Raw genomic sequence first — 24,042 nt, 5'->3', positions numbered from 1 at the left:
AGGACCCCGCCCAATGGCTCCCCCCGGCCCCCGACGCCCTCTGCCGCTACCTCTCCGAATGGACCGCCACCAAGCTCCGCTGGAACCTCACCGCCGACGAGGCCGAACAGGACCGCCTCTTCGTCCTGGCCGCCCAGTGTTCCGGCACCTCGGTGACATACGAACCCGCGCCGTAATTCCACTTCTTGCGGCCGTGCGCTCCTAACGACCGGCAGGCCATTGCGGTGCTGCGCAATGGCCTTCCAGACACGATTGGCATCGAGGGCGGCGTCTCGCCGGAGCATCGTCTTTACGACCACTTCCTGACACGGGAAAAGAGCGCGGCCGCGCCGCCCGGAACGGCCGAAGACCTGGCGCTCGAATGAAATTGTCCCGGCTGGCAGTCACAGAGGCATGATTGCGCTGTGCAACAGCAGCAGATGGCTGGCGGTTGTAGGGGGAGCCGGTAGAGCAGCTGCTCAGAAGGCGCTTGGCCCGTCCATTCGTCATGCTGTCTGACCTGCAGGTTCATCCCTACCTGACGGTGTATCGGTAATTCTGTGGGACGCATGTGGGATGAGTGGACTTCTGTGACTTGTGGGGCCAGGCGCATGGTCGCGTCTCACGGTCTGGCCCTTCGCGTGATTCTCCCGCATCCGGTGTACCTGCGGGGAAATATCCCTGCCCCTCACGGCGTTCTCGATCTTCGAACCGAGAAGGGGCGGGTGTCAGGACTGAAGCTGTTTCACACAATGAGCGGAAGTGCGGTCGAGGTTGCGCCGCGTCTGGCTGAGGCCGAGGCGGATGTGCAGGGCCTCGTCGAGGCCCACATGCAGGCGATGCTGGGCGTCAGGTTCCTGGCGAGCGAGTACAGCACCGGCCCGGTGCACGGTGGGCGGATTGACTCGCTGGGTCTCGACGAGAACGGGTCCCCGGTGATCGTCGAGTACAAGCGTGGCACCGACGCGGGCGTGATCAACCAGGGTCTGTTCTACCTGTCCTGGCTGATGGACCACCGGGCGGAGTTCGGGCACCTGGTCCGCGAGCGGCTCGGCCAGCCGGCTGCGTCCCAGGTGCTCTGGAGCGCGCCGAGGCTGATCTGCGTGGCCGGTGACTTCACCCGCTACGACGTCCATGCCGTCCGCGAGCACCGCCGCAGCATCGACCTGGTGCGCTACCGCCTCTATGGTGAGCACCACATCGGGCTTGAGACGGTGGCTTCCGTCACCGGGCATTCCGCGGCACCCCGGATGGCCGCCCGCCGGCGCGCGGCCGGGATCCAGCGGGCCCGTACGGAGGGCGGTGCGATGACGGAGCTGGCGGCAGCGGTCGACGAGGTGCTGCTCGGGCTCGGGGACGACATCGTGCCCGTGCAGCGCAAGCAGTACCGGGCCTATCAGCGGCTGCGGAACTTCGCCTGCCTCTGCCCGCCCCGGCAGACCAAGCTCCTCGTCTACCTCAAGGCGGACCCGGGCACAGTGGACCTCGTCCCCGGCTTCACCCGGGACGTGACGGGACTCGGCCACCACGGAACCGGTGATCTGGAAGTCCAGCTCCGCACGGAGCGCGACCTGGAGCGGGCTCAGGACCTGTTCCGCCTCAGCTACGCCGCGGCGTAGGAGGGCTCGATTCTGTGTGCGTGTGACGGGCTCCGCTGTGGCCTGGTGCGAAGTTGTGGGTGGGGTGGTCGTGCTGGTGCCTCTCGATGGTGTGGGCAGGACGTGGCGGTGGAGTGATCAATGGTCCAGTGGTTCTCCGGTTTCGCGAACCGGGGAACCGGGGCTATGCTCCGCCGCCATCGACCGAGAGGGGGGTGGTCCTGGCCGACCGGCTCAGCGGCGGAGCAGGTCGTCCAGATTGATGGCCAGGTAGGTCTCGGGTGTAGTGGCTTCCAGCGCGGCAGGGGCGAGGGTGAAGCCCGGGGTGTCCCCCAGGCGGGCTTCCCAGGGCTGCTCCCGGGTGTCGGAGAAGGCGGCGCGGAGTCTGCGCTGGACGTGGGGCCTGGCCTCTTCCTGACGCTCTCGGTATTCACGGCGGACAGCCCTGGAGCGGGCGTCCAGGTCGTGGTCGTCCATCTCGGGGGAGTGGTCCTCGGCCCGCAGCCCCGGGATCCGCGCGGCGATCTCGCGGTCGGCCTGGAAGAGTTCGGCGCAGGCCGCGTAGAGCTGCCGGGACATGCCGAGGGTGACTTCTGTGTGGGGGACCCGGGCGGTGAGAAAGCCTTCCAGGCCGACCTGGCGAGCGTCCGCGTCGGTCGGTGAGGATGTACGCCGGCGCAGAGCGTCGCGTAGTTCCCGGGTGCCGCCGTCGTCCTCCATGAGGGTGAGCCGGCCCGGTTGGGGCCGGCGCCACGTGCGATTCTGGGAGACGGGCACCAGACGGAGCCGGGAGAAGGAGGATTGCTGCAGGGACCGCAGTACCAGGTAGGGAAGCATCTTCGCCCGGGCGACTTCGAGCAGCGCACCGCCGGTGTCGTCCTCATTGATGGCCTCTTCCGCCGACCGGGGGCCGCCCGGTGTGGAATCGCTGCCGGCGGAGCCGGAGGAGGGCGGCGATCCCGGTCCCGTCGGCTGGGGCCCGTTTGGTGTGGGGCCGCTCCCGGTGGGGCCGGAGGAGGGCGGCGTTCCCGGGTGGTGTTCGTGACGGATGATGACGAATACGTCGTTTGCCCGGCTGACACCGCGTTTGATGCCGGTTCCGCAGAGCAGGAGACGGTGATCGAGGCCGTGGGGATGGAGTACGGAGCATCCGCCCTGCACTTGCTTCCAGCCGTGATCGAGCTGAGCGCGCGTGATCGTGCCGGCCTTGGCCTCGATCAGCCAGTAGCGGGATTCGGCGAGGTGCTTGCCCCAGAGGTCGGGCCTCGGGTTCTTCTGTCCCTTGACGGCCTTCACGCCGCTGGCGGGGTCTTTGATTCCCTGGGGCCAGCTGTTCTCGATGTGCCACGTCTGGCCGAGGCCCATCAGGGAACGGCAGGCCCATTCGGTCATCGTCATGCCCAGCCGGTAGCTGAAGGCCCCGAAGGCGCTGGATTCCGTGCCCTGCTCCAGCACGATGTTCGCGGTCAGACGGCGCCCCGCGCTGTGGTGGTGGAGGCTGGGCGCGTCATGGAGGTCCAGATAGGCGTTCAGCGGCGCGACCCGGGCTCCGATCTCCCGGACCGCGTAGTGCGGGTGGCTGAGCCAGGGGGAGATGTCGCGACCCACGCTGATCGCGGCATGGAGAATCTCCCGCCATGTCGTCGTCGGCAGATACCAGCCGTCCTTCGACGGAAATCCGACACCTGTCCACTCGTCGTGGTCGGTTCTGCGCCACCCACGTCTGGTCCGCCCGCCCGGGCCGTCACGGAAGAGCACCGGTATGTCGATGGCGTCGCGATAGCGCGGGGGCTTGAGGTCTTTCGTCTTCTTCTTCGCAGGCACGGGGTTCACTGTGCCAGCAACAGGCTGCTGGTCAGCCACTCAGGGGGGCGCACACAAGGGCCAGGCGACCGGCCGGGCGCTCTTCTGTGCGGGTAACGAGAGTTCACTCCATCGTGTAACAGAAAGCTGGGTGGCGGGAGTTGTGCGCTATGGTCGCGGCGAGCCATTGAGACGGCCAGACCGAACAGGCCGGGGGACCCGCCACCCTGTGCTGCGAACGCGTCGCCGCACCGTCGATGCGGGGTGGGCGCCGGGAGTGCCCGCCCGGGGCTCGCTCACTGATCCCTGCCTCGGTGAGGGAGACTGCTTCTCGAATGCCGCCGCCCCAAGCTTGCCGCTCCCGGGAGCCTGGGCGAGTATCAGGCGGCCCGCGTGGAGGCAGCAAGAGGGCCTCGGCAGGTCGGCTATGCAGCCGATGAGGCACCGCCTCACGTGAGGCGGTGCCTCATCGGCAGGGCCGGGGCGACTGCCTCCCCCACGCCGCCCGCTCCGCGGCCTGACCCGGACAGCACCGTGGGACGTCACCAGGTGCTGCCGGATCAGGCTCAGCCACACGGAAGTTACCCGTAACGGTTACAGGCAGCTCCGGTGTCTGCCCTGCGCCCGCCGCAGCGAAGGGCAGATGAGCTGCGACTCTTCAAAGTTACGGGATGGCGCTCGATCCCCTGGAGGGGTGCGGGGCAGGCTCCCCGACTTCCCGGAGGCGTCGTTGCCCGATACGGCGAGCGAACCTATTGCCGGCTGTTGTTGCGCTGACCTGCACGTTTGCCTTGCCGTTAAAGGATATGAGGCCAAAACCTGGTATTGTTTTACATGTTGGTAGCGGCGTTCCCCTCTGGGGAACGCCGAAAAGGCCCGCACCAGCTGTAACTGGAACGGGCCTTCTTGTGCGGATCACAGGCCCGGTCGCCTTCAATCAGACCGGGCCTGCCGTGTAAGTAACGGCTGCCGGTCCCTCCCGGGCACTGCTGCGCGCATCGCGATTAGAACGCTTGAGCGATTTGCGCCACGCAAGCGATGATTGCGGTTACGACACCTGGCACAGCGAGGGCCACCGTCACCTTCTCGAAGGTGGTCCACACATGCTTTCCGGTCGTATCCAGTTCTGTCATCACTGCTTCCCTTCACCCAGCCGGCACCTTGAGTGGTTAGCCGGAAGCAAGGGAATCCGGAACGGCAACCGCCGCATACGGGTTCTCATGAGGTTTGGTCAGCAGCGATCATCCTAGCGGCATTTGAGAGGCCACCGGATGACTCCGGGCCAACCCTCGAACTATCGCTCCGGGAAGTACTTCAGCCCTGGATCCGAGAAACAGTAAACTCGGTGGTACCAGCCGTGGAAGGCCAACCGCCGTGGAAAGTCAGGCGTGTGGCCGGATGCCTCAGAGGTGACGGCGTATGTCGCGGGTGCCCGGCGTGGCGTGTCAGCGCTTCCGTACAGGAGTTGGGGATGCGGGTGCCGCTGTCCGGTGCTGAACCGGTGGTCCGGTCGTGAGAGACATGACCCGGGGCGGTACGGGGTCCCGGAGCTGTCGGGTGGCTTCGCCTAGGGCGAGTTCGAAGGTGAGGTCCTGCAGGAGCGCGGGCGGGGTGTGGGAGGAGAGGTGAATGGTCCAGGTGGGGTGGTCGGCGGTGTTGCCGCCCCACAGGGTCCAGGCGGGCAGGGTGCTGTTGTCGCGTTGGTCGGCGAAGGCGTCGAACCGCAGCCCGGTCTTTTCGCTGACGGGGGCGGTCCAGGTCATGCAGCGGCCGTCGGTCTTCTGCTGCCATCCGTCGTGGGCGAGAGGGCGGGTGGCCTCGGCGAGCGTCTTCTCGGTGATCTTGGAGTCCGGGCCGGGGCCCCAGGCGTTCTCGGACGCCAGGCTGCCGAGGAAGGTCCGCATGATCTCGACGGGAGTGGCGGCGCTGACGGTGGCGTGCCAGATGCGCTCGCCGACGGGGGATTCGTAGGCGGCGATGGTCCAGGCGGTGTCGCGGGGGCCTGCTTCGTGGACGAACTCCGCCCGCAGGGTCAGGCTCTCATGGCTGGCGACGGTCGTCTCGTCGCAGGGCCGGTATTTCTCCCATTCGCCCTGGGCTTCGAGGAACTCGGTGAGAAGGGCTTCGTGTTCGCCGGGGCGGGCCGCGTGCACCGCGACGGTGTCGGCCTGCGGCGCGGGTTCGGCCGACGGGGTTGTGGTGGCCATGTGTGCTCCAGCGGGTGCCGTGGCGGTGAGAACGGCTGCCGCGTGTTCCTCGGTCTCGGTGGCGGGTGCCGGGCCGGGGCGGACGGCGTCGGTGTAGAGGTCGTCGAACTCCCCGAGGGCCGCGCTGGTCGTGTCGTAGACGGCGGTGGTCTGACGCAGGTGGTTCTCGCCGTGGAGGTGGATGCTCTGGCCGCCGGGGTAGGTACCGACGGCGACGATGGTGTGCCCGTCGTGGGCGTGGCGGTGGATGACCAGGCGGCCGGCGGCGATGTCGTCGTGGATCTTCTGCGCCTGGTTTGAGACCTCTCGGATCTCGTTGCGGGTCAGCCAGGGCATGGGGTAGTCGGCCCAGGTCCACTCGGTGTCGATGTCGTCTCGCAGGCCGGCGGTGATCTCGACAGTGGCTCCGGCGGTCCGCAGGGTGGTCGCCGCCTGGTTGGCGTGGTGGGGTTCCTCGTGGTCGATCCGGGCCAGGATCATCGTCGCTGGGTCCAGGGGACGGAATCCGTGACCGGCCAGCAGCGCGCGGGCGGTGTCCGCGCCTTTGCCGGTGCTGGTGAGGGTGGCGGTGACCGCGTCGGGGTGCTCGGGGTGCCGGTCGAGACGGACATGGGCGATTGGGGAGTGGGGCATGGGCGGGTTCCTTCTGTTGGGCGGGCTATCGGCTGGTGCGTACCGGGCTGCCGGGGGCGGTGGTGCGCGGTGGGCCCGCGCGGACTGCGGCGGTGGTGCGGGGCGCCCGGCTGCGGGCGGGTGGCTGCGGAGTGATGGGGGGCCGCCAGCGGGTGCGGATGGCGGTGAGGTCGGCGAGGGAGCGGCGACTGCCGGTGACGAGCTGGTGGACGCTGTTGGCCGGGTCGTCGGCGAGCGTGTGGATCGTTTCGGCGGTGGTGCGGGCCTGGTGGAGAAGGGCGCGCTGGAGGATGCGCCGGCCCCAGTGCTCGGTGGATCCGGCGTGGGCGGAGAGCAGGGCCAGCAGGTCGCCCGGATCGGCCCCTTGGGCGGTCAGGCCGTGCTGCTGGGCCTCCCACAGCACGGTGACCGGGTCGACGACGGCACCGCGGCGGTCGAGAAGCGTGAGGCAGCGGTAGAGCTGTCCGTGCAGGGGGAGGGCGAAATCGTCGGGCTGCAGCCACCGCATCCCGGCCAGCTCGTCGGGGTGGGCGGTCGCGACGGCCAGCAGCAGCCGCTCCTCGTCCAGGACCTCCTCGGTCGCCTCCTTCTGCCGCTCCGGGCTGAGCGGAGTGCGGGGCAGGGAGCCGGGATGCGGGGCGAACTCTCCGGCGAGCCGGTCGAGATACCGGGCGAGCACGTCGGCGCGGTTGAGAACGGTGGCGGCCGGGTTCGGCAGCCCCGGATCGCCGGCGACGCGGGCGAGGTGTCCGGCGTGGGACCGCAGAGTGCGGCGGGCGTGCTCGGAACGGACGATCTGGGCATAGGCCGGGGCGTGTGCCGGGTCGGGGCAGACGTGGATCAGCGTGTGGAGGTAGGAGGCGGTCAAGCCGCGCGCCTGACAGCGGGCGCGGTCGAGCACCGTGGTCAGCCACACCGGCTCCTTCACGTGAACGGCGGCATTGGGCGGGGAGACAGCGCCCATGGCGGCGAACAGGGCCGCGTGGGCAGGATCGCCGAAGTGCCCCGCTTCCAGGACGCCAATGCGCTTCAACCGTTCCGGGGTGAGGAGCAGGGCACCGAGAAGGGCCTGCTCGGCGTAGTACACCGGCGGCGACGGCGCCGGGGCCGCCGACTCGTCACCGTACGGGTCGGTTGTACCGGGCATCAGGCCGCCAAGGTGAAGTCGTCGGGGCCGAGGGTCTTGCCGAGGTGCGGCGCGAGGAGATGGGCCGCCAACCGGGGCGGGACCGCGTTCCCGATCTGCGAGAACTGCTGCCCCTTGGTCCCCTGCCACGGATAGCCGGCCGGGAAGGTCTGCAAAGCGCCGGCCTCGGCTGCGGTGATCCGGATCGACTCCACCGCCCCACTGTCCTCGCCGCCCTCTTCCGGGAGGGGCTCGGCGACCCAGACGCATTCATTGGCGCGATGGCCGAAGAACAGCGTCCCGGCCGGCTCGTCCGCGCGGCGGACGGTGGCATTGGCCTGGTTGTTGCTCCGCAGACTCCACGACCAGCGGTGCGCCTCCGCGGTGAAGGTCGGGGCCGGGCCGTCGGCGGGACGGTTCTCGCGAGTGCCGTGCCGCTCGGCCCATCCGGACCCTTCCCGACGGGACGCGAGCACGATCCCGGTACCGGGATTCCGCCGGGTCCAGGCACCGCGGTCACGGGCATCGGCAAGGGCCTGGCGGGACCCGGAAGGGAAAGGCTCGGGACCGCCCCCGGGACCGCCGCCCGCGCACACGGTCGGCACCGGCCGGTCGGTCGCGCCCCAGCCCAGCGCCTCGGCCATGGACACCCAGCGTTCACGGCCCGGTCCGAACAGTGATTCGGGCTCGGCGACGGCGGCGTGTGTCGGGGGCGGAGGCAGAGCGGTGCGGGTGCGGGAGGCGAGGAGGATCGCCCGGCGCCGGGTCTGGGGTACGCCGTAGTCGGCCGCGTTCAGGATCCCGGTCCACACGGAGAATCCCCAGCCCCGGAGAACCTCGGCGTACTGCTTCCACAGCGGGAGGACGTGGGGGACCTCTTCCATGGCCACCCACTCCGGCTCACCGCTCCGGTGGAGGGCGTGGAGGTAGCGCATAGGCTCCGCCGCCAGCAGGGACCTCTCATCCCGGCATGCGGCCAGGAGCTGTTCGCGGGTGTCGCGACCTTGGGCGAGGTCGGCGACCGCCTGGTGTACAAGGGGCTGGTCGAGCAGACCGAGGCGCTTGCCGGCCATGGACCACGCCTGGCACGGCGGGGACGCGATCAGCCCCCAGACCCGTCCGGAGAAGATCCACGCTGGGTACAGGGCGATGTCGGTGCGGATGGTGAGCAGTCCGGCTGCGGCCCGCGTCCGGCAGGCCCATTCGTCCCATTCCAGACCAACCTCCCGGATTCCCCACCGGTGCAGGGGAACCGACCAGCCGCCCGGACCCGCGAACAAATCCAGGACCAGTCTGTTCACGCGGCCAGTCCGAAGTCGTCCCCCACCGGATCGGAGCCGCGGCAGGCCCACGGGGAGCAGCCGTCGGCGACGCCCTCTTCCAGCGCGACCGCGTCCAGCCCGTCGGTCTCCTCCTGGAGGGCGGCCCATTCGGCGGCGGTGACATGGTCGATCGGGGCCTCGCCGAGCGGGACACGGGAACGGTGCAGGAACGCCTGCCCCAGCAGCTTGTTTCCCGTCGCCTTCGCCCGCGCGTTTCCTTCACGGATCGCCGCATCGAATTCCACGACATCCGCCCACTCTTCCGGTGAATGGTCCCGGATGGCGCGCCATTGGGCGTTGCCGTGGAAGGGGCACCCCAAACATGATGACTTCGGTGTCTCGGCGAGTCCGATCGAGGCCAGGTAGCGGATGCAGTCAGCGCGGGACCAGTCCATATCGGTGATGAGCGGGTGCCGGTTCCACATGTACTTGACGTCGGAATCCTTGGCCCGATGAAACTCGTCGGTCGAGATTCCCACCCACTGCTCGACGAAAACACCCTTCGGTATTCGGGCAGGGTAGGGATAGCCGAGGAGTTCGCGGACCTGCTTCTTGATCGGTTTGATCTTGTACTCGCCCGTGCACTGGCGCCTGGTCATCCCCGGACGCCCGTCCTTGTTCAGAATGTGGAGCGGCATGGAGGCGAACCGGTGTTCCGGGTCGAGTGCGTCATCTCTGATGTTTCCGGAGGAGACATCAAGGATCGGTATTCCGGCAGGCTTGGCTATCTCGTTTTCCAGGCGGTCCAGATGGGTGTATACAGCCTGTGGCTCCCATCCGGTGTCGGCGAAGATGGCGTAATCAACGCGGGGGAGGATGCCTTCGGCAGAGAGGGCGAGCATGGCGCTGGACTGAATTCCGGCGCCCAGGGAAATAGCGCGGAACTGAGGGGTGGGAATGATGGGTTCCTTGACAGGGTGGGCGGAGTGTGAAGAGCCCGGACCGGGGCGGCGGAACTCCGCACGGGGAAGAAAAGGGCGGCAAGTGCCGGGCTGTGGAGAGGTGTCCGTGGTGAGCAGGCCGCGCTTCTCCAGCGACTGGACGCTGGTGATGCGTGTGCCGTCGCCGGACGTGACGCGCGCCCTGCTCTGGGTGCCGTCGTCGATCTGTCACCGGCCCTTGGCCAGCGACCGCAGAGCGGTGTACTGGGCGGAACTCAGCACGGGTTTCTGCGTCGGGGCGCTCGTTAGACGAGCGGCTGGGGCTGTGGGAGCGGTGTTCAGACCGGTGGCGGCGTAGCGCAGGGAGATGGCCGCGGCGTCGAGCATCTGGCCGGCACCGGCGATGTCCTGGGCCATGACGCGTCCTGCTTCGGCCTGGTGGACGCGGAACGCCTGCTCGCCGGCGGTGTGGGGGCGGGCGGATTGCGTCCCTTCGTAGGTGATGCGGTAGACGGCGGCGCCGAGGTCGTGGGCGGCCAGAGTCGCGGCGGCGACAGCGGTGGCGATGGTGTCCAGGGCGGAGCTGCCGTCTTCCAGGGTGATGGGCTCCTCCTCCTGGCCAACGAGGGACTGGAGGTGCCCGAGGGTCCGTTCCGTGAGGTTCTGGGCTCCGGTGATCAGCGGTGCGATCTGACGCAGCGCACTGACATCCGCAGTGACACGGAGGCGCTCGGTCTGCTGGGCCAGGGATGCGAAACCTTCGGCGAGGGACTGCAGTTCGCGGCCTGCGGAGGGGAGGCTGCTCGGGGGCAACAGGCGGTTCTCCGGTGTAGCGGGGGTGTGGTCAGCGGGGCTGGTGGCGGCCGGGTGCGGGGAGGAAGGCCGGGGTGCCGGGGACGGGCCTGTACGGGGGCTGGTGAGGCAGGGCATCCCGAAACGGATGCGCACGGAGATGCCGGCCGCGTGGAGGTTGGCCCTGGTCATGCATACGGCGGCGGCCTGGTCGCTCTCGCGCATCGCGCCGGGCAGTTCGAAGAGCCCGGGGCTGGATCCCGTGGCGAAGCCGTAGCGGGCGAGGATTTCACGGGCTGCGGTACTGGTGTGGGTGGCGGTGACGTGTTCGGTGGACGCGTCGATGAGCACGTCGGGCTCGGGTGCCGGCCGGTCGGGATCACGAGCTGGGGGAGTGGTGAGGTTGGCGATCTCCGGTGTGTGGCGCAGGAGCGTGCTGTACGCCCGTGCGAAGGCGTCGGCGTGGGCGGCGGGGTTTCCGGGGGCGAGCCGGTAGACGGTGCGGCCCTGATGCTCGCCCGGGGTGAAGCCGCAGTGGGTGAGGACGATGTGGGCGTGGGGGAGATCGGCGTTGATGACGGCGAAGGTTCCGCCGTCGTCGGTGGAGCCGAAGACGATGTCCGAGTGGCTGATGAAGCGGGTCAGCGTCCTCGCCTCTTCACGGAGGCGGGGCGGGCCGCCGGTACGAGGAGGCCCGGTGTGGGGGTGGTGGTGATGCCGAGGACGGTCCGGACGGTGAGTCCGAGGTCCCACAGATGAGCTTCGGCCTGGGCGACGATGCCGAGGGACTCCCGTTCGCTCAGCTCACCGGGCAGGGCGTAACCGGTTCCTGTACGGGTGAACCGGTGCTGTTCGAGGACCTCGCGGGCGGCTTGTGAGTAGGCGGTGGCGGTGACGCGGTCACCGGAGAGGTCGATGTGGACCGCGGGGTGGGTGTCGCTGGGCCAGCTCAGGTCGACCAAGTCCGTGGTGTGGGCGGACAGTTCATGGATCGCATTGCTGGTCACCACCGGTGGGGCGCCGGACGGCCGCATGTACAGGGTGCGTCCCTGATGCTCGTGGGCGGTGAATCCGCTGTCGGCCAGGACGCTTTCCGCGGCGGGGAGTTCGTCGTTGAGGACGATGAAGACGTGGCCGTCGTCGGTCAGTCCGGCGACGACAGTGTGGTGGTCGATGAAGGCCAGGGCGGGCGCTCCTGCGGGTGGGGGTTAGCGGCGGTGGTGGCGGCCGGGGGCCGTTGGGGGAGGCGGACAGCCACCGGGTGTCGGTGTGACGGGGCGGTGGAGGGCGGTGCGGGCGTCGGCGAGGGACTGGCTGGCGGCCAGCAGGTGGGTCCGCAGAGTGTGGTGCAGATCGATACGGTCCATCCCGTCGGCGGGGGAGCGCCGGCGGTCGGGCTGGGAGAGCGCGGCGAGCGGAACCAGCGCCCGGGTGTGGTGGGTGAGGGCCTGGGCGAGCGGAACCGCGGCGGCGGTCAGTGCTTCGACCGGGCGCCATGCGCCGGAGGGGCTCTGATGGGCGTGCTCGGCGTAGTGGGGCTGTCCCCTGGCTTCGTTCGTTTGTTGCGACAGCAGTTGTCGATGAGTTTGGGCAGCACTTACCGATCTTCGGCGTGTTCGTTGTTCAGTAGTTTTGACGGCAGCCGAGAGTGAGTGAGTCGCCCGCCCTGTAGTCCGGCTCTGGTGGTCACTAGGTTCGGATCATGACGATCACGTATGAGTGGCGGGGCGACGTCGACAACTCAGCTCTCAACAAGCTGCATGCCGAAGGATTCGATCACCCGGTCGGGCAGACGGACTGGCGTGCAAGGCTTCAACGTCACAGTCTCGGCTGGGTCTGCGCCTGGGAAGATGATCGTTTGGTCGGCTTCGTTAACGTCGCTTGGGACGGCGGCGTCCATGCGTTCGTCCTGGACACGGTCGTGGCTCAGCGCAATCGTTCGAACGGAGTTGGAGCCGCGCTGGTCAAGGCAGCTGCTGAGGGATGCCGTGCTGCAGGGTGTGAGTGGCTGCATGTCGACTTCGAAGAGCACTTGCGATCGTTCTACTTCGATGCCTGCGGCTTCAGAGGGACGGCGGCAGGACTGATCGCCCTGTGACCTTGGACCTCCCGGCCCTGGGGACGTGTCCTGAGGCCGGGAGGGAACTTCTTCAGCTGGCGACGTGCTCTTCGGCTCGGGCCCGGGTGCTGGCGAGGCGGTAGGAGTCGGTGCCGGTTTCGATGATCGTGCCGTTGAAGGTGAGACGGTCGACGATGGCCGCGCAGAGGCGAGGGTCGGTGAAGGTCTTGGTCCAGCCTCCGAAGGACTCGTTGGACGCGATGGCGACGCTGTTCTTCTCCTCCCGCTCGGTCAGGACCTGGAACAGCAGCTCGGCGCCGTGGCGATCGAGTTCCATATAGCCGAGTTCGTCGATGCAGAGGAGATCGACGCGGCCGTAGCGGGCGATGGTCTTGTTGAGCTGCTTCTCGTCGGCGGCCTCGACCAGTTCGTTGACCAGCTTCGTGGCCAGTGTGTAGCGGACTCGGTAGCCCTTCATGGCGGCCTCGGTGCCCAGGGCGATGAGCATGTGGGACTTGCCGGTGCCGGAGTCTCCGATCAGGCAGAGCGGCTGGCTCTTCTTGATCCACTCGCAGCTGGCAAGGGTATGGACGGTGGCCGCGTCAATGTTCGGGTTGGCATCGAAGTCGAAGGCCCGAAGTGACTTCTCCCGCGGGAAGCCGGCTGCCTTGATGCGTCGTTCGGAGCGGCGGCGTGCCCGGTCGTCGCATTCGGTCATCAGCAGTTCGGCGAGGAAGCCGCGGTAGGTCATCTGGTCCTTGACGGCCCTGTCGGCGATGTCGTTGAACTCGTTGCGGATCGAGGGCAGTCGCGGCAGGCGGCAGGCGGTGTCGATCGCGGCGTCGGCGGCCTGCTCGGTCAAGCCTCGCTGGCGGGGCAGGGTCACTGTGCTTCTCCCTCACGGTGTTCGCTGCCGCTGGTGCGGCGGCGTCGGAGCAGTTGGTCGTAGGGGGTCACCGACGGCAGCGGTCTGGTGTCCGGCGGGAGGTGCGCGAGCCGCCACTCGTGCAGTGACGTGACAGTGGCCGGCGTCTGCCCAGGAACCGCCGGGCCAGATGCGCCGATGGTTGGCTCGTCCTCTGTCTGGGCCGCCTTGCGGGCCTCCAAGGCGACGGCGTCGGCGGTCAGGGCGCCGGCCCGCAGCGCGGTGGCCAGGCCCGCGACCACGTGCTCGTGGGCGAGGTGACGGTTCAGCAGCAGGACCTCGATCAACGCCCGGGTGCCGTCCCGCTCTCCGTGAACCTTGCGGGCCTGGGCCCACCAGGCGTCGTGGACCGGGGTGAACTTGCCTGCGGACCGGGCCTGTTCCAGGGCCGTGGCGCCGGGGAAGGCGCCGGGCTTACGGATGAGGGCTTCGAGGTAGTGGTCCAGGTCCAGGCGGCAGCTACCCTTCGCGATCAGCCTCTCGTGGCGGGCCACCTCGATGTTCTTGTCGTAAACCACCAGGTGAGAGGCGTGCAGGACGACTCGTACCCGTTTGCCGATCAGCCGGGTCGGGACCGAGTAGCGGTTGGTGCGGACTGCGATCTGGCTGTAACGGTCGACCCGTGGTGTGAACAGCCGGCCGGTCTCGAACGGCTCTTGCGGCAGCGGCATCAGCAGCGGCTGCTCGATCGCGAAGTACTCGTCGACGGTCCGCGGCCGTGAGCCGATCCGGCGATGCCCGTCGTGCAGGTCCCACTGGTCGACCATCTCGTTCAGTTCGGCGAGGGAGTCGACTTCCGGGACCGGTGTGAAGTGGTTGCGGCGGAAGTAGCCGATCATCCCTTCGACGCCTCCCTTCTCGTGTGCGCCTTCGATGCCAGGGCGGCAGTAGAAGCTCTCGATGTTAAAGTGCGAGCGGAAGGCGATCCACCGGTCGGTCTCCACCCGGGCCCGGTTCAGCCCCAGCACCTGGGCGACGGCCGACTTCAGGTTGTCGTAGCGGATCTTGCTTCGCGGGACGCCGCCTAGCGTGCGAAGCGCGTGCACGTGTCCTTCGAAGAAGGCCTCCTGGCCGCATGAGGCGAAGACGCGGTGGACGGCCTTGCCCGAGTAGGACAGGCGGAGTGAGAACAAGTAGCAGGTCACCAGTTCGCCGGCCAGGCGCACGGTCACGTCGCCGAAGTCGACCTCCGCCTCGTGACCAGGCAGGTGGGTCTGCGGCACGAAGGCTTCAACGGGGGCTTTGCCCGAAGCCGCGAGGATCTCCGGCTTCCGGTCGGAGACGTAGCGACGGACCATCTGGTAGGACACATCGGCGCCGTGCTCCTCGATGAGCCGGTGGAAGATCCGCGTGATCGTATGACGCTGTTTGCGCGGCGCGTCGAGGTCCGTCCGCAGCATCTCGTCGATCACCGGTTTGTACGGATCCAGCGCAGTTGGCCGCGGCGGCAGCTTCTTCCGGGGCTCCGGCCAGACGGAGTCCACGGCCTTCCTGACCGTCCTCCACGACACGTTGTACTTGCGCTCAAGCTCGCGCATCTTCATGCCAGCACGGTGGTCACGCCGGATCGCCGCGTACAGCTCGACCTTGGACATCTGCGGCATGACCAGGACCTTTCACCAGGAGCACCCCGATGCTGCCCTGGCAAGTACCCCAGTGCTGTCAAAACTCGTGAACATCACCCGACCGTGGATCTGGGCGCCTCCCAAACCCGTGAACAACCGACGTCACTACTCGTGAATAAAGCCAGTCCCCGGTGAACCAGGTCACGAGGTGGCTGATCAGGGCGATGTGCCGGATGGCGGTGAACATTCCGGACAGAGCTGGGGCAACGGGGTGGGCGGCGATGTCGCGGGTGATGGCGTCGACCGCGTCGTGCGGGGTGAAACCGTCGAGGTCGTGGGGCTCGTACAGAGAGGTCCTCTCCGGGGTCAGGGCCGACGGGTTCGCTGCCGGAGAGAGACCGGCGGGGAAAGCGCGATGGCCGTACGCGAACGGGGGCGTGCCAGGTGGCCCAGGAACATGGCGCGGCCGGGCGGGGTGAGACGGATGCGCCAGGTGTTGTCACGGGCGAACCGGTCGTCGTATCGGAGGAGACCTCTCTCGACCAAGGGGTTGACGGTTCGCCGGGTCAGCCGGACCCTGCCGCGGTCACTGAGGTATGTGGAGGGGCCCACGGCGTACAGTTCGAGCCGGCCGGCGGCGGCCGAGCGCAGTGCCGCGCCCTGGAGATCGGTGAGGGATCCGGCCCGGCTTCCGGCCAGGGCTTTGCCGGCGGCGGGCGCGGTGTACGGGACTGTGGCGGCGAAGGTGGCTGCGGCGTCGGCGCAGGTGGCCGGTATCAGCGCCAGGAGACTGCGCGCCGCACGGATCTGTTCACCCGCCGTGCCGTAGAGCTTGGCCTCCCATCGGATGTCGGGGGTTTCGCTTCCGGGTTCGGCCCGGCGGCCGTGGGCCATCAGGGCCTGGACGAGGTGGTCGCCGACCAGCCGGGCGTGGTGGGCGACCGAGCGGAGGGCATCGGCCGTTTCGATCACGCGGGGGTGATCGTGACGGAGCCGGCTGCCGGTGCCGGCCCACTGCCGCAGGCCGAGGGCGAGCTGTTCGGCGGCGTCGACCTGAAACGTGAGTGTGCCGACGGCGACATCACGGTCCGCGCCTTCCAGCAGATGGAAGGAGTCCGCAAGGTTCGTCGCCCGGTCTGCCAGGAGGAGCAGTTCTCCCAGGTCGAAGGTCGAGGGGGACGGTGTGTTCATGCCGCTTTCCCGAAGTCACGCTGCTGGGGTGCGGCCTTGGCGACCGCACGGGCGGTGATCCCCTTCGATGCCGCGGCCGAGGCGGCGGACAGTACGTCGGCACCGGGCTCCAGGTACCAGGGGCGCAGGTCGAGCATCGCGGCCCGCATGCCGGTCGCGAAGAGGAGAGCGGTGCCCTTGGGGAGGGCCCGGATCGCGTCCGCCGGGAGGATGCGTTCCTGCCGCATGCTGATGCTCGTGGACATGCCGGAGTCGGATGTGGAGGTCGATGTGGTTTCGACGTCGTGATCGCCGATCAGCCTGCTGAGCTTGTCGGCGAAGTCGGGGTCGTCGATACCCGACCCGATGACCTTGATGGTGGCGGCGGACCACATGGCGTCCATGCCGGCATCGCCCCAGACCTTCTGGCCCTGGCGGTAGGACTGGAGGATCGTCATCGGGATGATCCCGCGGGACCCGAGGTGGGAGTACAGGTCAGGAAGGTCCGAAATTTTGCACACGTTCGCGGCTTCGTCGAGGATCGCGAGCATCGGCGGGTCGAGGCGCCCGCCGGCGCGCTCGGCCTGGGCGGTCGCCGCCCGCATCACAGAGTCCGCACACGCGGCGATCAGCGCGGACGCGCCGCCGCCGCCGTCCTTCGACAGCAGGTACAGCGTGTCGGTGGACGTGACGAACTCGGCGGGCCGGAACTCGGGGACGTCCTTCTGCGGGGTGACCCAGCGGGCTATCTCCGTGTTGAGGAGGGCGGCGGCGTACTGGCGGGCGGTCTCGTAGATGCCGTCACGGGTCTCGGGCGGCCCTTCGACGGTGCCCTTGAGCTGGGCGGCGACGGCGGTGAAGCCGTGATCGCGGAGGATGTCCAGCGGCCTCCGGTCGGCGGGGAACGCGAGCCACTGCATGACGTCGGTGATCGGCCGGTTGTCGAGGGCCGCGGCGAGGAAGAGCTGGCCCAGGACGTTGCTGCCGGCCTTGGACCAGAAGTCCCCCTGCTGGGAGGCGTCCACGGACGCGGCGAGGAAGTGCCCGGCCAACCTGCCCGCCCCGTCGAGGGTCTTCGCGTCGGCGAGCGGGTTCCACCACATCTCCCGTGAGGCGTGGGCGATCTGCTGCGGGTCCATCGACCACACCCGCCCCACGCCCGCCCGCGCGTCGATCGTCGCGGTGTAGGCGTCACCGCCGGCTTTGTTGGAGGTGAGGAGCACGGGGCCGGGGGCGGCGAGGATGGAAGGGATCGCCAGTGAGGTGGTTTTGCCGGAGCGGGGGGCCATGATCGCGACGGCGACGTCCTCGTACCCCATCCGCACCTCGGTCCGGGTACCGGCCAAGTTGCCGAGGAGGATCCCGGTATCGGACGGGGCGATGGACTTCGCGCCCTTGAGGCTGGGTCGCAGGCTGCGGGCTTTGGCAGTGATCTGCTTGGCGAGCAGCGGCTCGATGTCCTTCGCCTTGGCCGTCCCGGCGACCTTCCGGCGGCGCCCGCTGCCGTTCTTGTGCCGGTTCCAGACGACGGCGGCGATCACGGCGAGGGTGATCAGGACCGCGATGGGGACGATCCGGGTTCCCACGAGCAGGGCTGTTTCACCCAGGCCGGGCCAGAGCTGCTCGGGGTTCAGGAGGGCGTCGGCCGGAAGATAGGCGGCCTGGGGGCTCGAACCGGTGAGCCGGGCGGTGAGATTGCCGCTGAGCCAGGTGGCGTTGGCGAGCGGCACGGCGACGGCGACGACACCGAGGAGCATCTTGAAGGCGAGGTCGGTGGCACCGTCGTTGGAAGAGCTGGAGGGGGTACTGGGCAAGCGGACGTCCAAAAAAGAGGGAAGACAGGGTCAGCGGGTGCGGCGGTGCGGCGGCGGCACACGCGGTGCCCGCGGCCGGGTGGCCGGCGGAGAAGAGCGGGCGGTGAGCTGCTGGACGCGGTGTTCCAGCGCCTGGGCCACTTCCTCGGCGGGGACCTCACGCCGGGTGATCTGGGAGCGGCTCACGACGGGCGGCAGGTGCAGGGGATCGCGGGCCAGCGGCGCGGGGTCGGCGAGAGCGCGGGTGAACCCGGCGACCAGATGCGGGGGCGTGTGCTCACTAAACCAGGCACGCCACAGCGGTACGTCGTTCCTTCGCCCCTTGGCGGTGATCAGCCAGCTCGGGAGGCCCTTCTCGGGGGCGTGCATGATCATGGTCAGATCGTCGGGAGAGCCGAGACCGCTGGCGAAGGGCCTGGGGGTCCAGCCGTGCTCCAGCAGCGGGACGTATGGGTCCGGTTCGGCCGGAGTGCCGGGCTGCTGAATGAGGGCGTCGGTGAGCCCCGCGATGATCTCCACCGGGGTCCGGGCTCCGAAGGCGGCGTCCCAGGCAGGTGCGGCACCTGCCTGTGCGTGCTGGAGGGTCCACCACGGCTCGTCCGGGTCGGGCCTCAGGCGCAGCATGGTCTGCTGGTCGGGGCTGGACAGCAGGACACGGGGCATCAGCGGGTCGTGGCCGTGACTCCAGCCGGCCGCCCGGTGCAGGGGGACGGTGACCCAGGCCGGGTCCCCGCCGCCGGCCAGAGCGCGCGGGACCAAGGCCTGCTCGACGGTGATCCTGTCCCTCATCGCCGCACCGCCGGCGTGCTGGAGGCGCTGGTCACCGGTGGCGCGGGGGCCGCAGTCCGAAGCCGGGACCGGGACGGGTGGGCGGTGGAACGAATGTCGAGGACGCTCTGGCCGTGCAGGGCCCACACCTCCAGAAGGGGCCAGGCCGCCTCGTTCCGTTCAGTCACGGCGCTGTCGTACACGTGGGTGCCCGGGTGGGCGTTCGGCGGCAGGCCGTCGAGTTCCTCGTCCCAGGCGGTGCGGACGGCGTCGAGGCCGTGGGCGGCCGAGGAGAGGATGCCGAGCTGGGAGACCCACCGCGGCTGGACGGTGCCACTGGGCAGGCGCGGGAGGCGGTTCTCGGCCGAGGCCACCAGCCGTGCGGCCAGCAGGGATACCGGTTCGAATGCGGCCCAAGCGTCGGCGTTCCGCCGGGCTTCGGCGTGCTGGTGGGCCTGGTCGTCGTACGGCCGGCCGCTCGGATCGGTGTGGGTCTCGGTGTAGGTCTCCCACGCGCTATGGAGCTGCTGCAGCTGGGTGAGGGCGGCGGCCAGGAGGTCATCGGGGCGGGGGTCGGTGCGGCGGTGCTGGTCGGAGATAGGGGTTACCGGGCCTGTCGAACGGGGGCGGACGGGGCGGGAACGGGCGGTGCGGCGGTGGTGAGGACCTTCTTCGCCTGACGGCGGGCGGCCCGGGCTTGGGCACGGACGGCATCGATCCGGGCGCGGTGGGCCGCGACATACGCCTGCGGGGTCACGCTGCTCTGGGTGCGCCGGGCATCGTGGTGCCCCTCGGGTTCCTGCCAGCTGCGCTGGAGGGGACTCGGATCGAGCAGAGCACCGACGAGGCCGTGGATCAGGTGCAGGGGCGGGGAGCAGGCGATCCAGGCCGTCCAGACCGGCGGGCGGCAATCCGCGTCGGGGCGGACCTCGAACCGCCACGCGAGGGTCTCATCAGCCTCGACCTGGATCGGCCGCTGCTTGATGCGGACCACTCCGTCCGGGGAGTGAGCCTCGGCACCGTCCGTCAGAGGGGTATGGGTCCAGCCTGCGTCGGCGAGTACGTCCCACACTTCGGGCAGGTCCGTGACGGGCGGTGGGACGAGGAGACCGTTGGTGACGCCCGCCAGGATCTCGGCGGGGATGGGGCCGAAGGAGGCGTACCAGTGCTCTCCGGGGATGCTGCCTGTCAGGCTCCAGCCTGAGCGGGACTGCCCCGGCTGTGGCTTGTGCTGGAGCTGGTAGTACAGGTCCGGGCTCACGAGGTCGACCACCGGCGCGAGCGGATCGGACTGGACCGTCCATCCGGCGGCGGCCAGGGCGTGGGTGACGTGCCGTGCGTCCCCGGGGCCGGCCAGATGCCGGGGCGACACATCGTCGAGGAAGCCGGTGTGGTCGGCTGCGAACAGGTCGAGTTGCTCGCGCTTCAGCAACGGGACCGCCCGGTGCGCGGGCTCACCGGCGGCTCCCGTGGGACCTGCCCGGGGCGTCCGGCGGGACGATCCCGCCGGAGACGAGGCGAAGCGCCGGCTGGGGTGCCCGGGGCGGAGCGGAGCCTGGGTGGAGCATGGTGTTCAGCTCGATCACCGCGTGCCCGCCGGCGGCCCAGGAGTCCAGCGCGGGCCACGCCTCGTCGAGGCACTCGGTCACCATCAGATCGACGGCGTCCAGGGCCGGCCGGCTGCCCGCCAGATGATCGCGGAGCCGTTCCAGCAGCCGGTTGTGCTCGCTCTCCAGGGTGCCGATCGCGCGCTCCAGCGCGGCGATCTTCGACGCCCAGTGCTTCCGGGACTCCTCGGGGAGCAGACCGAGCTGGGCGGTCGCGGTGCCGAGCAGCTGTGCGGCGTGTGCCCGGACGGGCAGGAAGGCTTCCCACATACTCCGGTCACGGCGGTGGGCGGCCCAGCCGTACGCCTCGATGTCCGTCGGCCAGCCGTCCTCGCCCTGCTGCTGCGCGGAGTCCTGGTCGAAGGCATGCAAGATGGCCTTGGCCCGGAGCAGAAAGCGGTCGAGATGGCCGAGATGGTTCTCGGAATGAACGGTCGTGATAACGGCTCCTTCGGTTCCGTGTGCGCGGGGTGGGGGTCAGCGGCGGCCGGTTGTGTGTCCGGCCGGGGTGTGGGGCGCGGTGGCGGGGTGACGTGTACGGGGGCGGGCGGTGGCCCAGGCGCTGCGGGCCCAGGCCGCGGTTCGGGCGGCGTTGAGCCGCGCTTGCTGCCAGGCTCCGAGCTCGGAGGGGCGGACGGAGACCGAGGTGGTGCGGAGCCGGTTGCTGGGTGGGAACATGCCGCGGGGGCGCATCACGGGCTGGGGGTCGGCCAGTGCGGTGGTGACCGCCTGCACCAGCGACAGCGGGGTCGTGGGCGAGAGTTCGGCGTCCCAGGCGCGGCCGTGCTCGGTACGGGCGCCGATCCACCAGTGGGCCTGCCCGGGGGAGGACTGGTGGAACTGAACGAAGGCGCTCTTGTCGGGGCTCATGGCGGTGAAGTGCCGGCCCTGCCGGGTGTTCCAGTTCTGGGCGGCGAGGGGCGCCCAGACGTTGGGGGCGTGCGCGGAGGGCGGCTGGGAGAGAGCGTCGGTGAGACCGGCGATGATCTCGACGGGCGTCCCGACCCCGAACTTCGCCGCCCACGCCTGCTGGTGACCGGATGCCTTGCCTTCGATCGTCCAGCCTCCGGGCCGGGTGAGCGGGTCGAAGACGACCCGGATCATCTCCGCCGGGTTGTGGAAGACGAGAGGGCCGCCGGTCTTCGACTTTTCCTTCCAGCCGGAGGCGCGCAGGGCCTCGGTGACATGCCGCAGGTCGCCGCCGCCGGCGAGGTAGCGGGGCTCGATCAGGTAGTGCTGCTGGGGATGGTCACTCCACTCGGCCCAGTTTTTGCGCGAGTTCACCGGCGACGCCGTGCGATCAGGGGCGAACCGAGGGACGGCGGCGCGGGTGTGGTGCCGGGTGAGGCCGGGCGGGCGAGCTGCCGGAGGGTGTCGGTGTGGTCGTCGAGGTCCAGGCCGATGTCGTGCAGCTCGTTTGCGGCGCGGCCGAGAGCGAGCCAGACCTCGGGAGGGAGCAACCCGTTTTCGGCGTGGTCCTTGGCGAAGTGGCTTCCTGTGGCTACCAGGGTGGTGAACCGGCCCAGGATGCCTTCGTCGGGGTTGAGGACTGTGGCGATGATCTGGGCGGCCAGCGGGGGCGGTGCCTGGATGAGCTGTTCGGCGAGCTGGTCGATCTGGCGGGCGATGTCACCGGCGAGCCGGACGGGGCCGGGTGTGCGATCGGTCATGGTCCTCCGGGAGGAAGAGGCGCGGCGGGGTCAGAAGTTCTGGCGGCGGTGGGTTTCGTAGATCGGCCCCCAGAAGGCGGGGCCCGGCCCGGCGTCCCGCTGCGGACGGACATGGTGTGTACGGGGGCGTTGTCGGCTGCGGGCCAGGCGCGCGGCGAGGCGGCGCATCCGCGACCGGGCGAGCAGCGGCTGGGTGGGGCTGGGGTGGGGGATGAGGGTCTCCGGGGTTGAGTGAAAGGTGTGGGGCTCGGTGCCTCCGGGCTCCTGAGCCCGGAGGCACCGAGTGGTGGTTCAGGGGGTCCGGCCCCGTGGCCGTACCGGGCCGGGAGGCGGTGCGGGGGCGGCTGTTGTGGCGTTGTGGTGAGGGTGCCGGTGTCCGCGGATCTCGGCGACGGCGTCCTGATAGGCGGCCGGGGCGAAGACGTCGTCGGTGATGTTGACGATGTACCGGGCGAGGAGGAGGACGGGCACGGCGCTGGTGACCACCCGTTTCTGTTCGTCCTCGGTCAGGTGGCCGGGGGCTTCGTGCCAGGTGTAGACAGGGCCAGCGGTCTCCACGGTGTGACGCTCGAGACCGGCCCGGTCGAGGAGGCGGAGGAGTTCCTCGGGGGCCCCGGTGCGGGTGTCGGCGTGGATCGTGGAACTCAGGGCCCGGCGGTAGATCTCGACATCGCTGCCGCATTCGTCGGCGCGGTTTCCCAAGGTGCGGGAAGTCCTTTCGGGATGGGGTCAGCGGCGCGGGGCTGTGGCAACGCTGGGGAAGGCGGTGCGGGTGCCGTGCTGGGCAAGGGCGGGCGAGGGGTCGCGGCGGCCCGGTTGGGGATCTGCTCGATTTGCCAGGAGTGCTGGCGCAGACCAGCAGCGGCGGTCATCAGCCGGTCCGCGAGGGCAGTGTCCTCCCCGGAGTGGTGCTTCCGCGTTTCCCAGATGTCGTAAGTGGCGGTCAATACGCTGGTGAGGCGGGGCAGCAGTCCCTCGCCGGGGGCGATGATCTCGGTCAGGATGTCGGCGACCTCGCGGTCGCACGTCGCGTTGGAGGCGTGCTCGGCGAGCCGGCCGAGGTAGCGGTGGGTGGCCTGGCGGTCGCCGTCCGGCGGGAGAAGGGTGTTCAGAGCGGGATCGAGGTGGACGCTGAACCCTGCGGTGAGCAGGGCATGGGCCGCCGCGGTGGCACCCTGGCGCTGGTCTTCGACCGGCAGGTCGTGGGGCTGGCGGTGGTAGTCGCCCCGCGGTCCGGGCGTGAGGAGGAACCGGCCGTGGGTCTGGAGGAGTCCGGCGGCCCGCTCGTCCCCGCCGACGGCGACCACCAGCCTGGTACGCGAGTCCCGGGTGATGGTGATGTAGTCGAGGACGAAGAACGTCGGCTCGCCGTCGAAACGGCTCATCGAACCCGGGCGGTCGTCCGGTTGTGCTGGACGGGGGCCACGGTGGCGGTGTCCAGCCCTGGGCGGGCGGATTGGTGGCGCAGGGCGAGGTGGATGCCGAGGGGGGCGAGCCGGGCGCCGACGGCGCGGACGGCCTGGGCCTGCAGGGTGGTGTCGTCTCCGCTGAGCACGAGGCTCTGCCCGGTGTCGGACGGGGTGAAGCCGTGCTCGGTGAGGATTGCCGCCATAGCCGTGGAGTCGGCCTGGGCGTGGAGGTCCGGCCCCACCCAGGTCAGAGTCACCGGGGCCCGTGAGCTCAGACGGTCGGCGTTGTCCTGGACCTGGGCGAGAGCGGCCTCGTAGCGGGGCAGCAGCCCGGTGGTGATGGCCTCGGCCGCGGCGAACGGATCGGCCGCGACAGTGATCCCGTCCGGTTCCCGAACACCCCGGAACGCGTCCGGGTGCCGGTGCGGGGCGATGACGGCGATCAGGAACTCGTCGTCGTGCTGCGGCCGTCCGGTGATGTAGAGGCGGGTGCCATCGGCGTGAGTGAGGACGGCGTTGTGCTTCAGCGGGTGGCGGGCGATGGCCTCGGCGACGGCATTCATGTCCCACACCGCCTCGGCCCGGTGCATCTGCTCCGTCCGGTTGGCGTGCTGGTGGTAGTCCACGGTCCAGTGGCCGGGTAGCTCGTCGGCGAGAACGGTGGCGAATCCTTCCACGTCGTGCTCGAAATCGTGGTCGTGCTGGTCGTGCATG

Annotated in this window: 24 protein-coding genes and 1 pseudogene; 5 read left to right on the top strand and 20 right to left on the bottom strand. The window is 69.6% G+C overall.

Going from position 1 to position 24,042, the window contains the following annotated elements:
• From ABD371_RS25000 to ABD371_RS24990, 3 genes and pseudogenes are all read left to right on the top strand, one after another.
• Nucleotides 1-176 (top strand): annotated as a pseudogene (locus tag ABD371_RS25000) (HNH endonuclease); the annotation flags it as partial.
• 48 nt (nucleotides 177-224) lie between these two features.
• The gene (locus ABD371_RS24995) at nucleotides 225-365 is read left to right on the top strand and encodes a hypothetical protein (RefSeq protein WP_344480509.1); all 141 of its coding nucleotides are present in this window, start codon (nucleotides 225-227) and stop codon (nucleotides 363-365) included.
• A 339-nt stretch (nucleotides 366-704) separates the two neighbouring features.
• Nucleotides 705-1,598: a transporter gene (locus tag ABD371_RS24990; RefSeq protein WP_381734415.1), complete on the top strand. Its 894-nt coding sequence runs from the start codon at nucleotides 705-707 to the stop codon at nucleotides 1,596-1,598.
• 213 nt (nucleotides 1,599-1,811) lie between these two features.
• On the opposite strand, the gene ABD371_RS24985 is transcribed toward ABD371_RS24990, so the two are convergent.
• The 7 genes from ABD371_RS24985 to ABD371_RS24955 all read right to left on the bottom strand — a co-directional run bounded on the left by ABD371_RS24985 (nucleotide 1,812) and on the right by ABD371_RS24955 (nucleotide 11,351).
• Nucleotides 1,812-3,401, bottom strand: coding sequence for a gamma-glutamyltransferase (locus tag ABD371_RS24985; protein WP_344480503.1), 1,590 nt, complete (start codon nucleotides 3,399-3,401; stop codon nucleotides 1,812-1,814).
• 1,424 nt (nucleotides 3,402-4,825) lie between these two features.
• On the bottom strand, nucleotides 4,826-6,220 hold the full coding sequence (locus ABD371_RS24980; RefSeq protein ID WP_344480500.1) for an SPDY domain-containing protein: 1,395 nt from the start codon (nucleotides 6,218-6,220) through the stop codon (nucleotides 4,826-4,828).
• Nucleotides 6,221-6,245: 25 nt separating this feature from the next.
• Nucleotides 6,246-7,367, bottom strand: a complete 1,122-nt coding sequence (locus tag ABD371_RS24975) for a DnaB-like helicase N-terminal domain-containing protein (RefSeq protein ID WP_344480497.1) — start codon at nucleotides 7,365-7,367, stop codon at nucleotides 6,246-6,248.
• Nucleotides 7,367-8,638 (bottom strand): DNA cytosine methyltransferase, encoded by a 1,272-nt coding sequence (locus tag ABD371_RS24970; protein WP_344480536.1) that lies wholly within the window; start codon nucleotides 8,636-8,638, stop codon nucleotides 7,367-7,369. Before ABD371_RS24970 ends, ABD371_RS24975 begins: the two co-directional genes overlap by 1 nt.
• Nucleotides 8,639-8,643: 5 nt before the next feature.
• Nucleotides 8,644-9,510: an adenine nucleotide alpha hydrolase family protein gene (locus ABD371_RS24965; protein WP_344480495.1), complete on the bottom strand. Its 867-nt coding sequence runs from the start codon at nucleotides 9,508-9,510 to the stop codon at nucleotides 8,644-8,646.
• A 267-nt stretch (nucleotides 9,511-9,777) separates the two neighbouring features.
• Nucleotides 9,778-11,094 carry a hypothetical protein gene (locus ABD371_RS24960; protein WP_344480493.1) on the bottom strand — a complete coding sequence of 439 codons (1,317 nt, stop codon included), beginning with the start codon at nucleotides 11,092-11,094 and terminating at the stop codon, nucleotides 9,778-9,780.
• Complete coding sequence (locus ABD371_RS24955) at nucleotides 10,983-11,351, bottom strand: hypothetical protein (protein WP_344480490.1); 369 nt, start codon at nucleotides 11,349-11,351, stop codon at nucleotides 10,983-10,985. Before ABD371_RS24955 ends, ABD371_RS24960 begins: the two co-directional genes overlap by 112 nt.
• A 42-nt stretch (nucleotides 11,352-11,393) precedes the next feature.
• Here ABD371_RS24955 and ABD371_RS24950 point away from each other — a divergent pair, with 42 nt between their 5' ends.
• Together ABD371_RS24950 and ABD371_RS24945 are read left to right on the top strand one after the other, a co-directional pair.
• Nucleotides 11,394-11,993: a hypothetical protein gene (locus tag ABD371_RS24950; RefSeq protein WP_344480487.1), complete on the top strand. Its 600-nt coding sequence runs from the start codon at nucleotides 11,394-11,396 to the stop codon at nucleotides 11,991-11,993.
• A 50-nt stretch (nucleotides 11,994-12,043) separates the two neighbouring features.
• Complete coding sequence (locus ABD371_RS24945; protein WP_344480484.1) at nucleotides 12,044-12,439, top strand: GNAT family N-acetyltransferase; 396 nt, start codon at nucleotides 12,044-12,046, stop codon at nucleotides 12,437-12,439.
• Nucleotides 12,440-12,491: 52 nt separating this feature from the next.
• Here ABD371_RS24945 and istB read toward each other — a convergent pair whose 3' ends face one another.
• The 13 genes from istB to ABD371_RS24880 form a co-directional block, all read right to left on the bottom strand.
• Nucleotides 12,492-13,286, bottom strand: coding sequence for an IS21-like element helper ATPase IstB (gene istB, locus ABD371_RS24940; protein ID WP_344480481.1), 795 nt, complete (start codon nucleotides 13,284-13,286; stop codon nucleotides 12,492-12,494).
• The gene (gene istA, locus ABD371_RS24935) at nucleotides 13,283-14,920 is read right to left on the bottom strand and encodes an IS21 family transposase (protein ID WP_344480533.1); all 1,638 of its coding nucleotides are present in this window, start codon (nucleotides 14,918-14,920) and stop codon (nucleotides 13,283-13,285) included. Before istA ends, istB begins: the two co-directional genes overlap by 4 nt.
• 336 nt (nucleotides 14,921-15,256) lie before the next feature.
• Nucleotides 15,257-16,081, bottom strand: coding sequence for a hypothetical protein (locus ABD371_RS24930; protein ID WP_344480478.1), 825 nt, complete (start codon nucleotides 16,079-16,081; stop codon nucleotides 15,257-15,259).
• The gene (locus tag ABD371_RS24925; protein ID WP_381734471.1) at nucleotides 16,078-17,817 is read right to left on the bottom strand and encodes a type IV secretory system conjugative DNA transfer family protein; all 1,740 of its coding nucleotides are present in this window, start codon (nucleotides 17,815-17,817) and stop codon (nucleotides 16,078-16,080) included. Before ABD371_RS24925 ends, ABD371_RS24930 begins: the two co-directional genes overlap by 4 nt.
• A gap of 87 nt (nucleotides 17,818-17,904) precedes the next feature.
• On the bottom strand, nucleotides 17,905-18,663 hold the full coding sequence (locus tag ABD371_RS24920) for an SPDY domain-containing protein (protein WP_344480472.1): 759 nt from the start codon (nucleotides 18,661-18,663) through the stop codon (nucleotides 17,905-17,907).
• Nucleotides 18,660-19,016, bottom strand: a complete 357-nt coding sequence (locus ABD371_RS24915) for a hypothetical protein (RefSeq protein WP_344480469.1) — start codon at nucleotides 19,014-19,016, stop codon at nucleotides 18,660-18,662. The genes ABD371_RS24920 and ABD371_RS24915 overlap by 4 nt, the downstream gene beginning before the upstream one ends.
• Nucleotides 19,017-19,246: 230 nt before the next feature.
• A complete protein-coding gene (locus tag ABD371_RS24910) occupies nucleotides 19,247-20,074 on the bottom strand; it encodes an SPDY domain-containing protein (RefSeq protein WP_344480466.1) in 828 nt (275 codons plus the stop codon).
• 22 nt (nucleotides 20,075-20,096) lie between these two features.
• Nucleotides 20,097-20,621: a hypothetical protein gene (locus tag ABD371_RS24905; RefSeq protein ID WP_344480463.1), complete on the bottom strand. Its 525-nt coding sequence runs from the start codon at nucleotides 20,619-20,621 to the stop codon at nucleotides 20,097-20,099.
• 105 nt (nucleotides 20,622-20,726) lie between these two features.
• Complete coding sequence (locus ABD371_RS24900; RefSeq protein ID WP_344480460.1) at nucleotides 20,727-21,533, bottom strand: SPDY domain-containing protein; 807 nt, start codon at nucleotides 21,531-21,533, stop codon at nucleotides 20,727-20,729.
• Nucleotides 21,530-21,919 (bottom strand): hypothetical protein, encoded by a 390-nt coding sequence (locus ABD371_RS24895; RefSeq protein ID WP_344480457.1) that lies wholly within the window; start codon nucleotides 21,917-21,919, stop codon nucleotides 21,530-21,532. Before ABD371_RS24895 ends, ABD371_RS24900 begins: the two co-directional genes overlap by 4 nt.
• 291 nt (nucleotides 21,920-22,210) lie before the next feature.
• Nucleotides 22,211-22,621, bottom strand: coding sequence for a hypothetical protein (locus ABD371_RS24890; RefSeq protein ID WP_344480454.1), 411 nt, complete (start codon nucleotides 22,619-22,621; stop codon nucleotides 22,211-22,213).
• Nucleotides 22,564-23,304: a hypothetical protein gene (locus tag ABD371_RS24885; protein ID WP_344480451.1), complete on the bottom strand. Its 741-nt coding sequence runs from the start codon at nucleotides 23,302-23,304 to the stop codon at nucleotides 22,564-22,566. Before ABD371_RS24885 ends, ABD371_RS24890 begins: the two co-directional genes overlap by 58 nt.
• Nucleotides 23,301-24,041, bottom strand: coding sequence for a hypothetical protein (locus ABD371_RS24880; RefSeq protein WP_344480448.1), 741 nt, complete (start codon nucleotides 24,039-24,041; stop codon nucleotides 23,301-23,303). Before ABD371_RS24880 ends, ABD371_RS24885 begins: the two co-directional genes overlap by 4 nt.
• Nucleotide 24,042 lies beyond the last annotated feature (1 nt).

This window comes from Streptomyces amakusaensis (assembly GCF_039532665.1).
GTDB classification, from domain to species: Bacteria; Actinomycetota; Actinomycetes; order Streptomycetales; family Streptomycetaceae; genus Streptomyces; species Streptomyces amakusaensis.
Note: the sequence above shows the minus strand (reverse complement) of the source record. Positions and strands in the feature narration are given on the sequence as shown.

What these genes read in the sequence shown, in the direction of transcription:
- ABD371_RS24885 (WP_344480451.1), bottom strand. Translation starts at nt 23,304, where the DNA reads ATGAGCCGTTTCGACGGCGAGCCGACGTTCTTCGTCCTCGACTACATC.
- ABD371_RS24930 (WP_344480478.1), bottom strand. Translation starts at nt 16,081, where the DNA reads ATGAACACACCGTCCCCCTCGACCTTCGACCTGGGAGAACTGCTCCTC.
- ABD371_RS24925 (WP_381734471.1), bottom strand. Translation starts at nt 17,817, where the DNA reads ATGCTCCTCGGTGTCGTCGCCGTCGCCGTGCCGCTCGCCAACGCCACC.
- ABD371_RS24920 (WP_344480472.1), bottom strand. Translation starts at nt 18,663, where the DNA reads ATGAGGGACAGGATCACCGTCGAGCAGGCCTTGGTCCCGCGCGCTCTG.
- istA (WP_344480533.1), bottom strand. Translation starts at nt 14,920, where the DNA reads ATGTCCAAGGTCGAGCTGTACGCGGCGATCCGGCGTGACCACCGTGCT.
- ABD371_RS24975 (WP_344480497.1), bottom strand. Translation starts at nt 7,367, where the DNA reads ATGCCCGGTACAACCGACCCGTACGGTGACGAGTCGGCGGCCCCGGCG.
- ABD371_RS24950 (WP_344480487.1), top strand. Translation starts at nt 11,394, where the DNA reads ATGCTCGTGGGCGGTGAATCCGCTGTCGGCCAGGACGCTTTCCGCGGC.
- ABD371_RS24980 (WP_344480500.1), bottom strand. Translation starts at nt 6,220, where the DNA reads ATGCCCCACTCCCCAATCGCCCATGTCCGTCTCGACCGGCACCCCGAG.
- ABD371_RS24965 (WP_344480495.1), bottom strand. Translation starts at nt 9,510, where the DNA reads ATGCTCGCCCTCTCTGCCGAAGGCATCCTCCCCCGCGTTGATTACGCC.
- ABD371_RS24880 (WP_344480448.1), bottom strand. Translation starts at nt 24,041, where the DNA reads ATGCACGACCAGCACGACCACGATTTCGAGCACGACGTGGAAGGATTC.
- ABD371_RS24945 (WP_344480484.1), top strand. Translation starts at nt 12,044, where the DNA reads ATGACGATCACGTATGAGTGGCGGGGCGACGTCGACAACTCAGCTCTC.
- ABD371_RS24895 (WP_344480457.1), bottom strand. Translation starts at nt 21,919, where the DNA reads ATGACCGATCGCACACCCGGCCCCGTCCGGCTCGCCGGTGACATCGCC.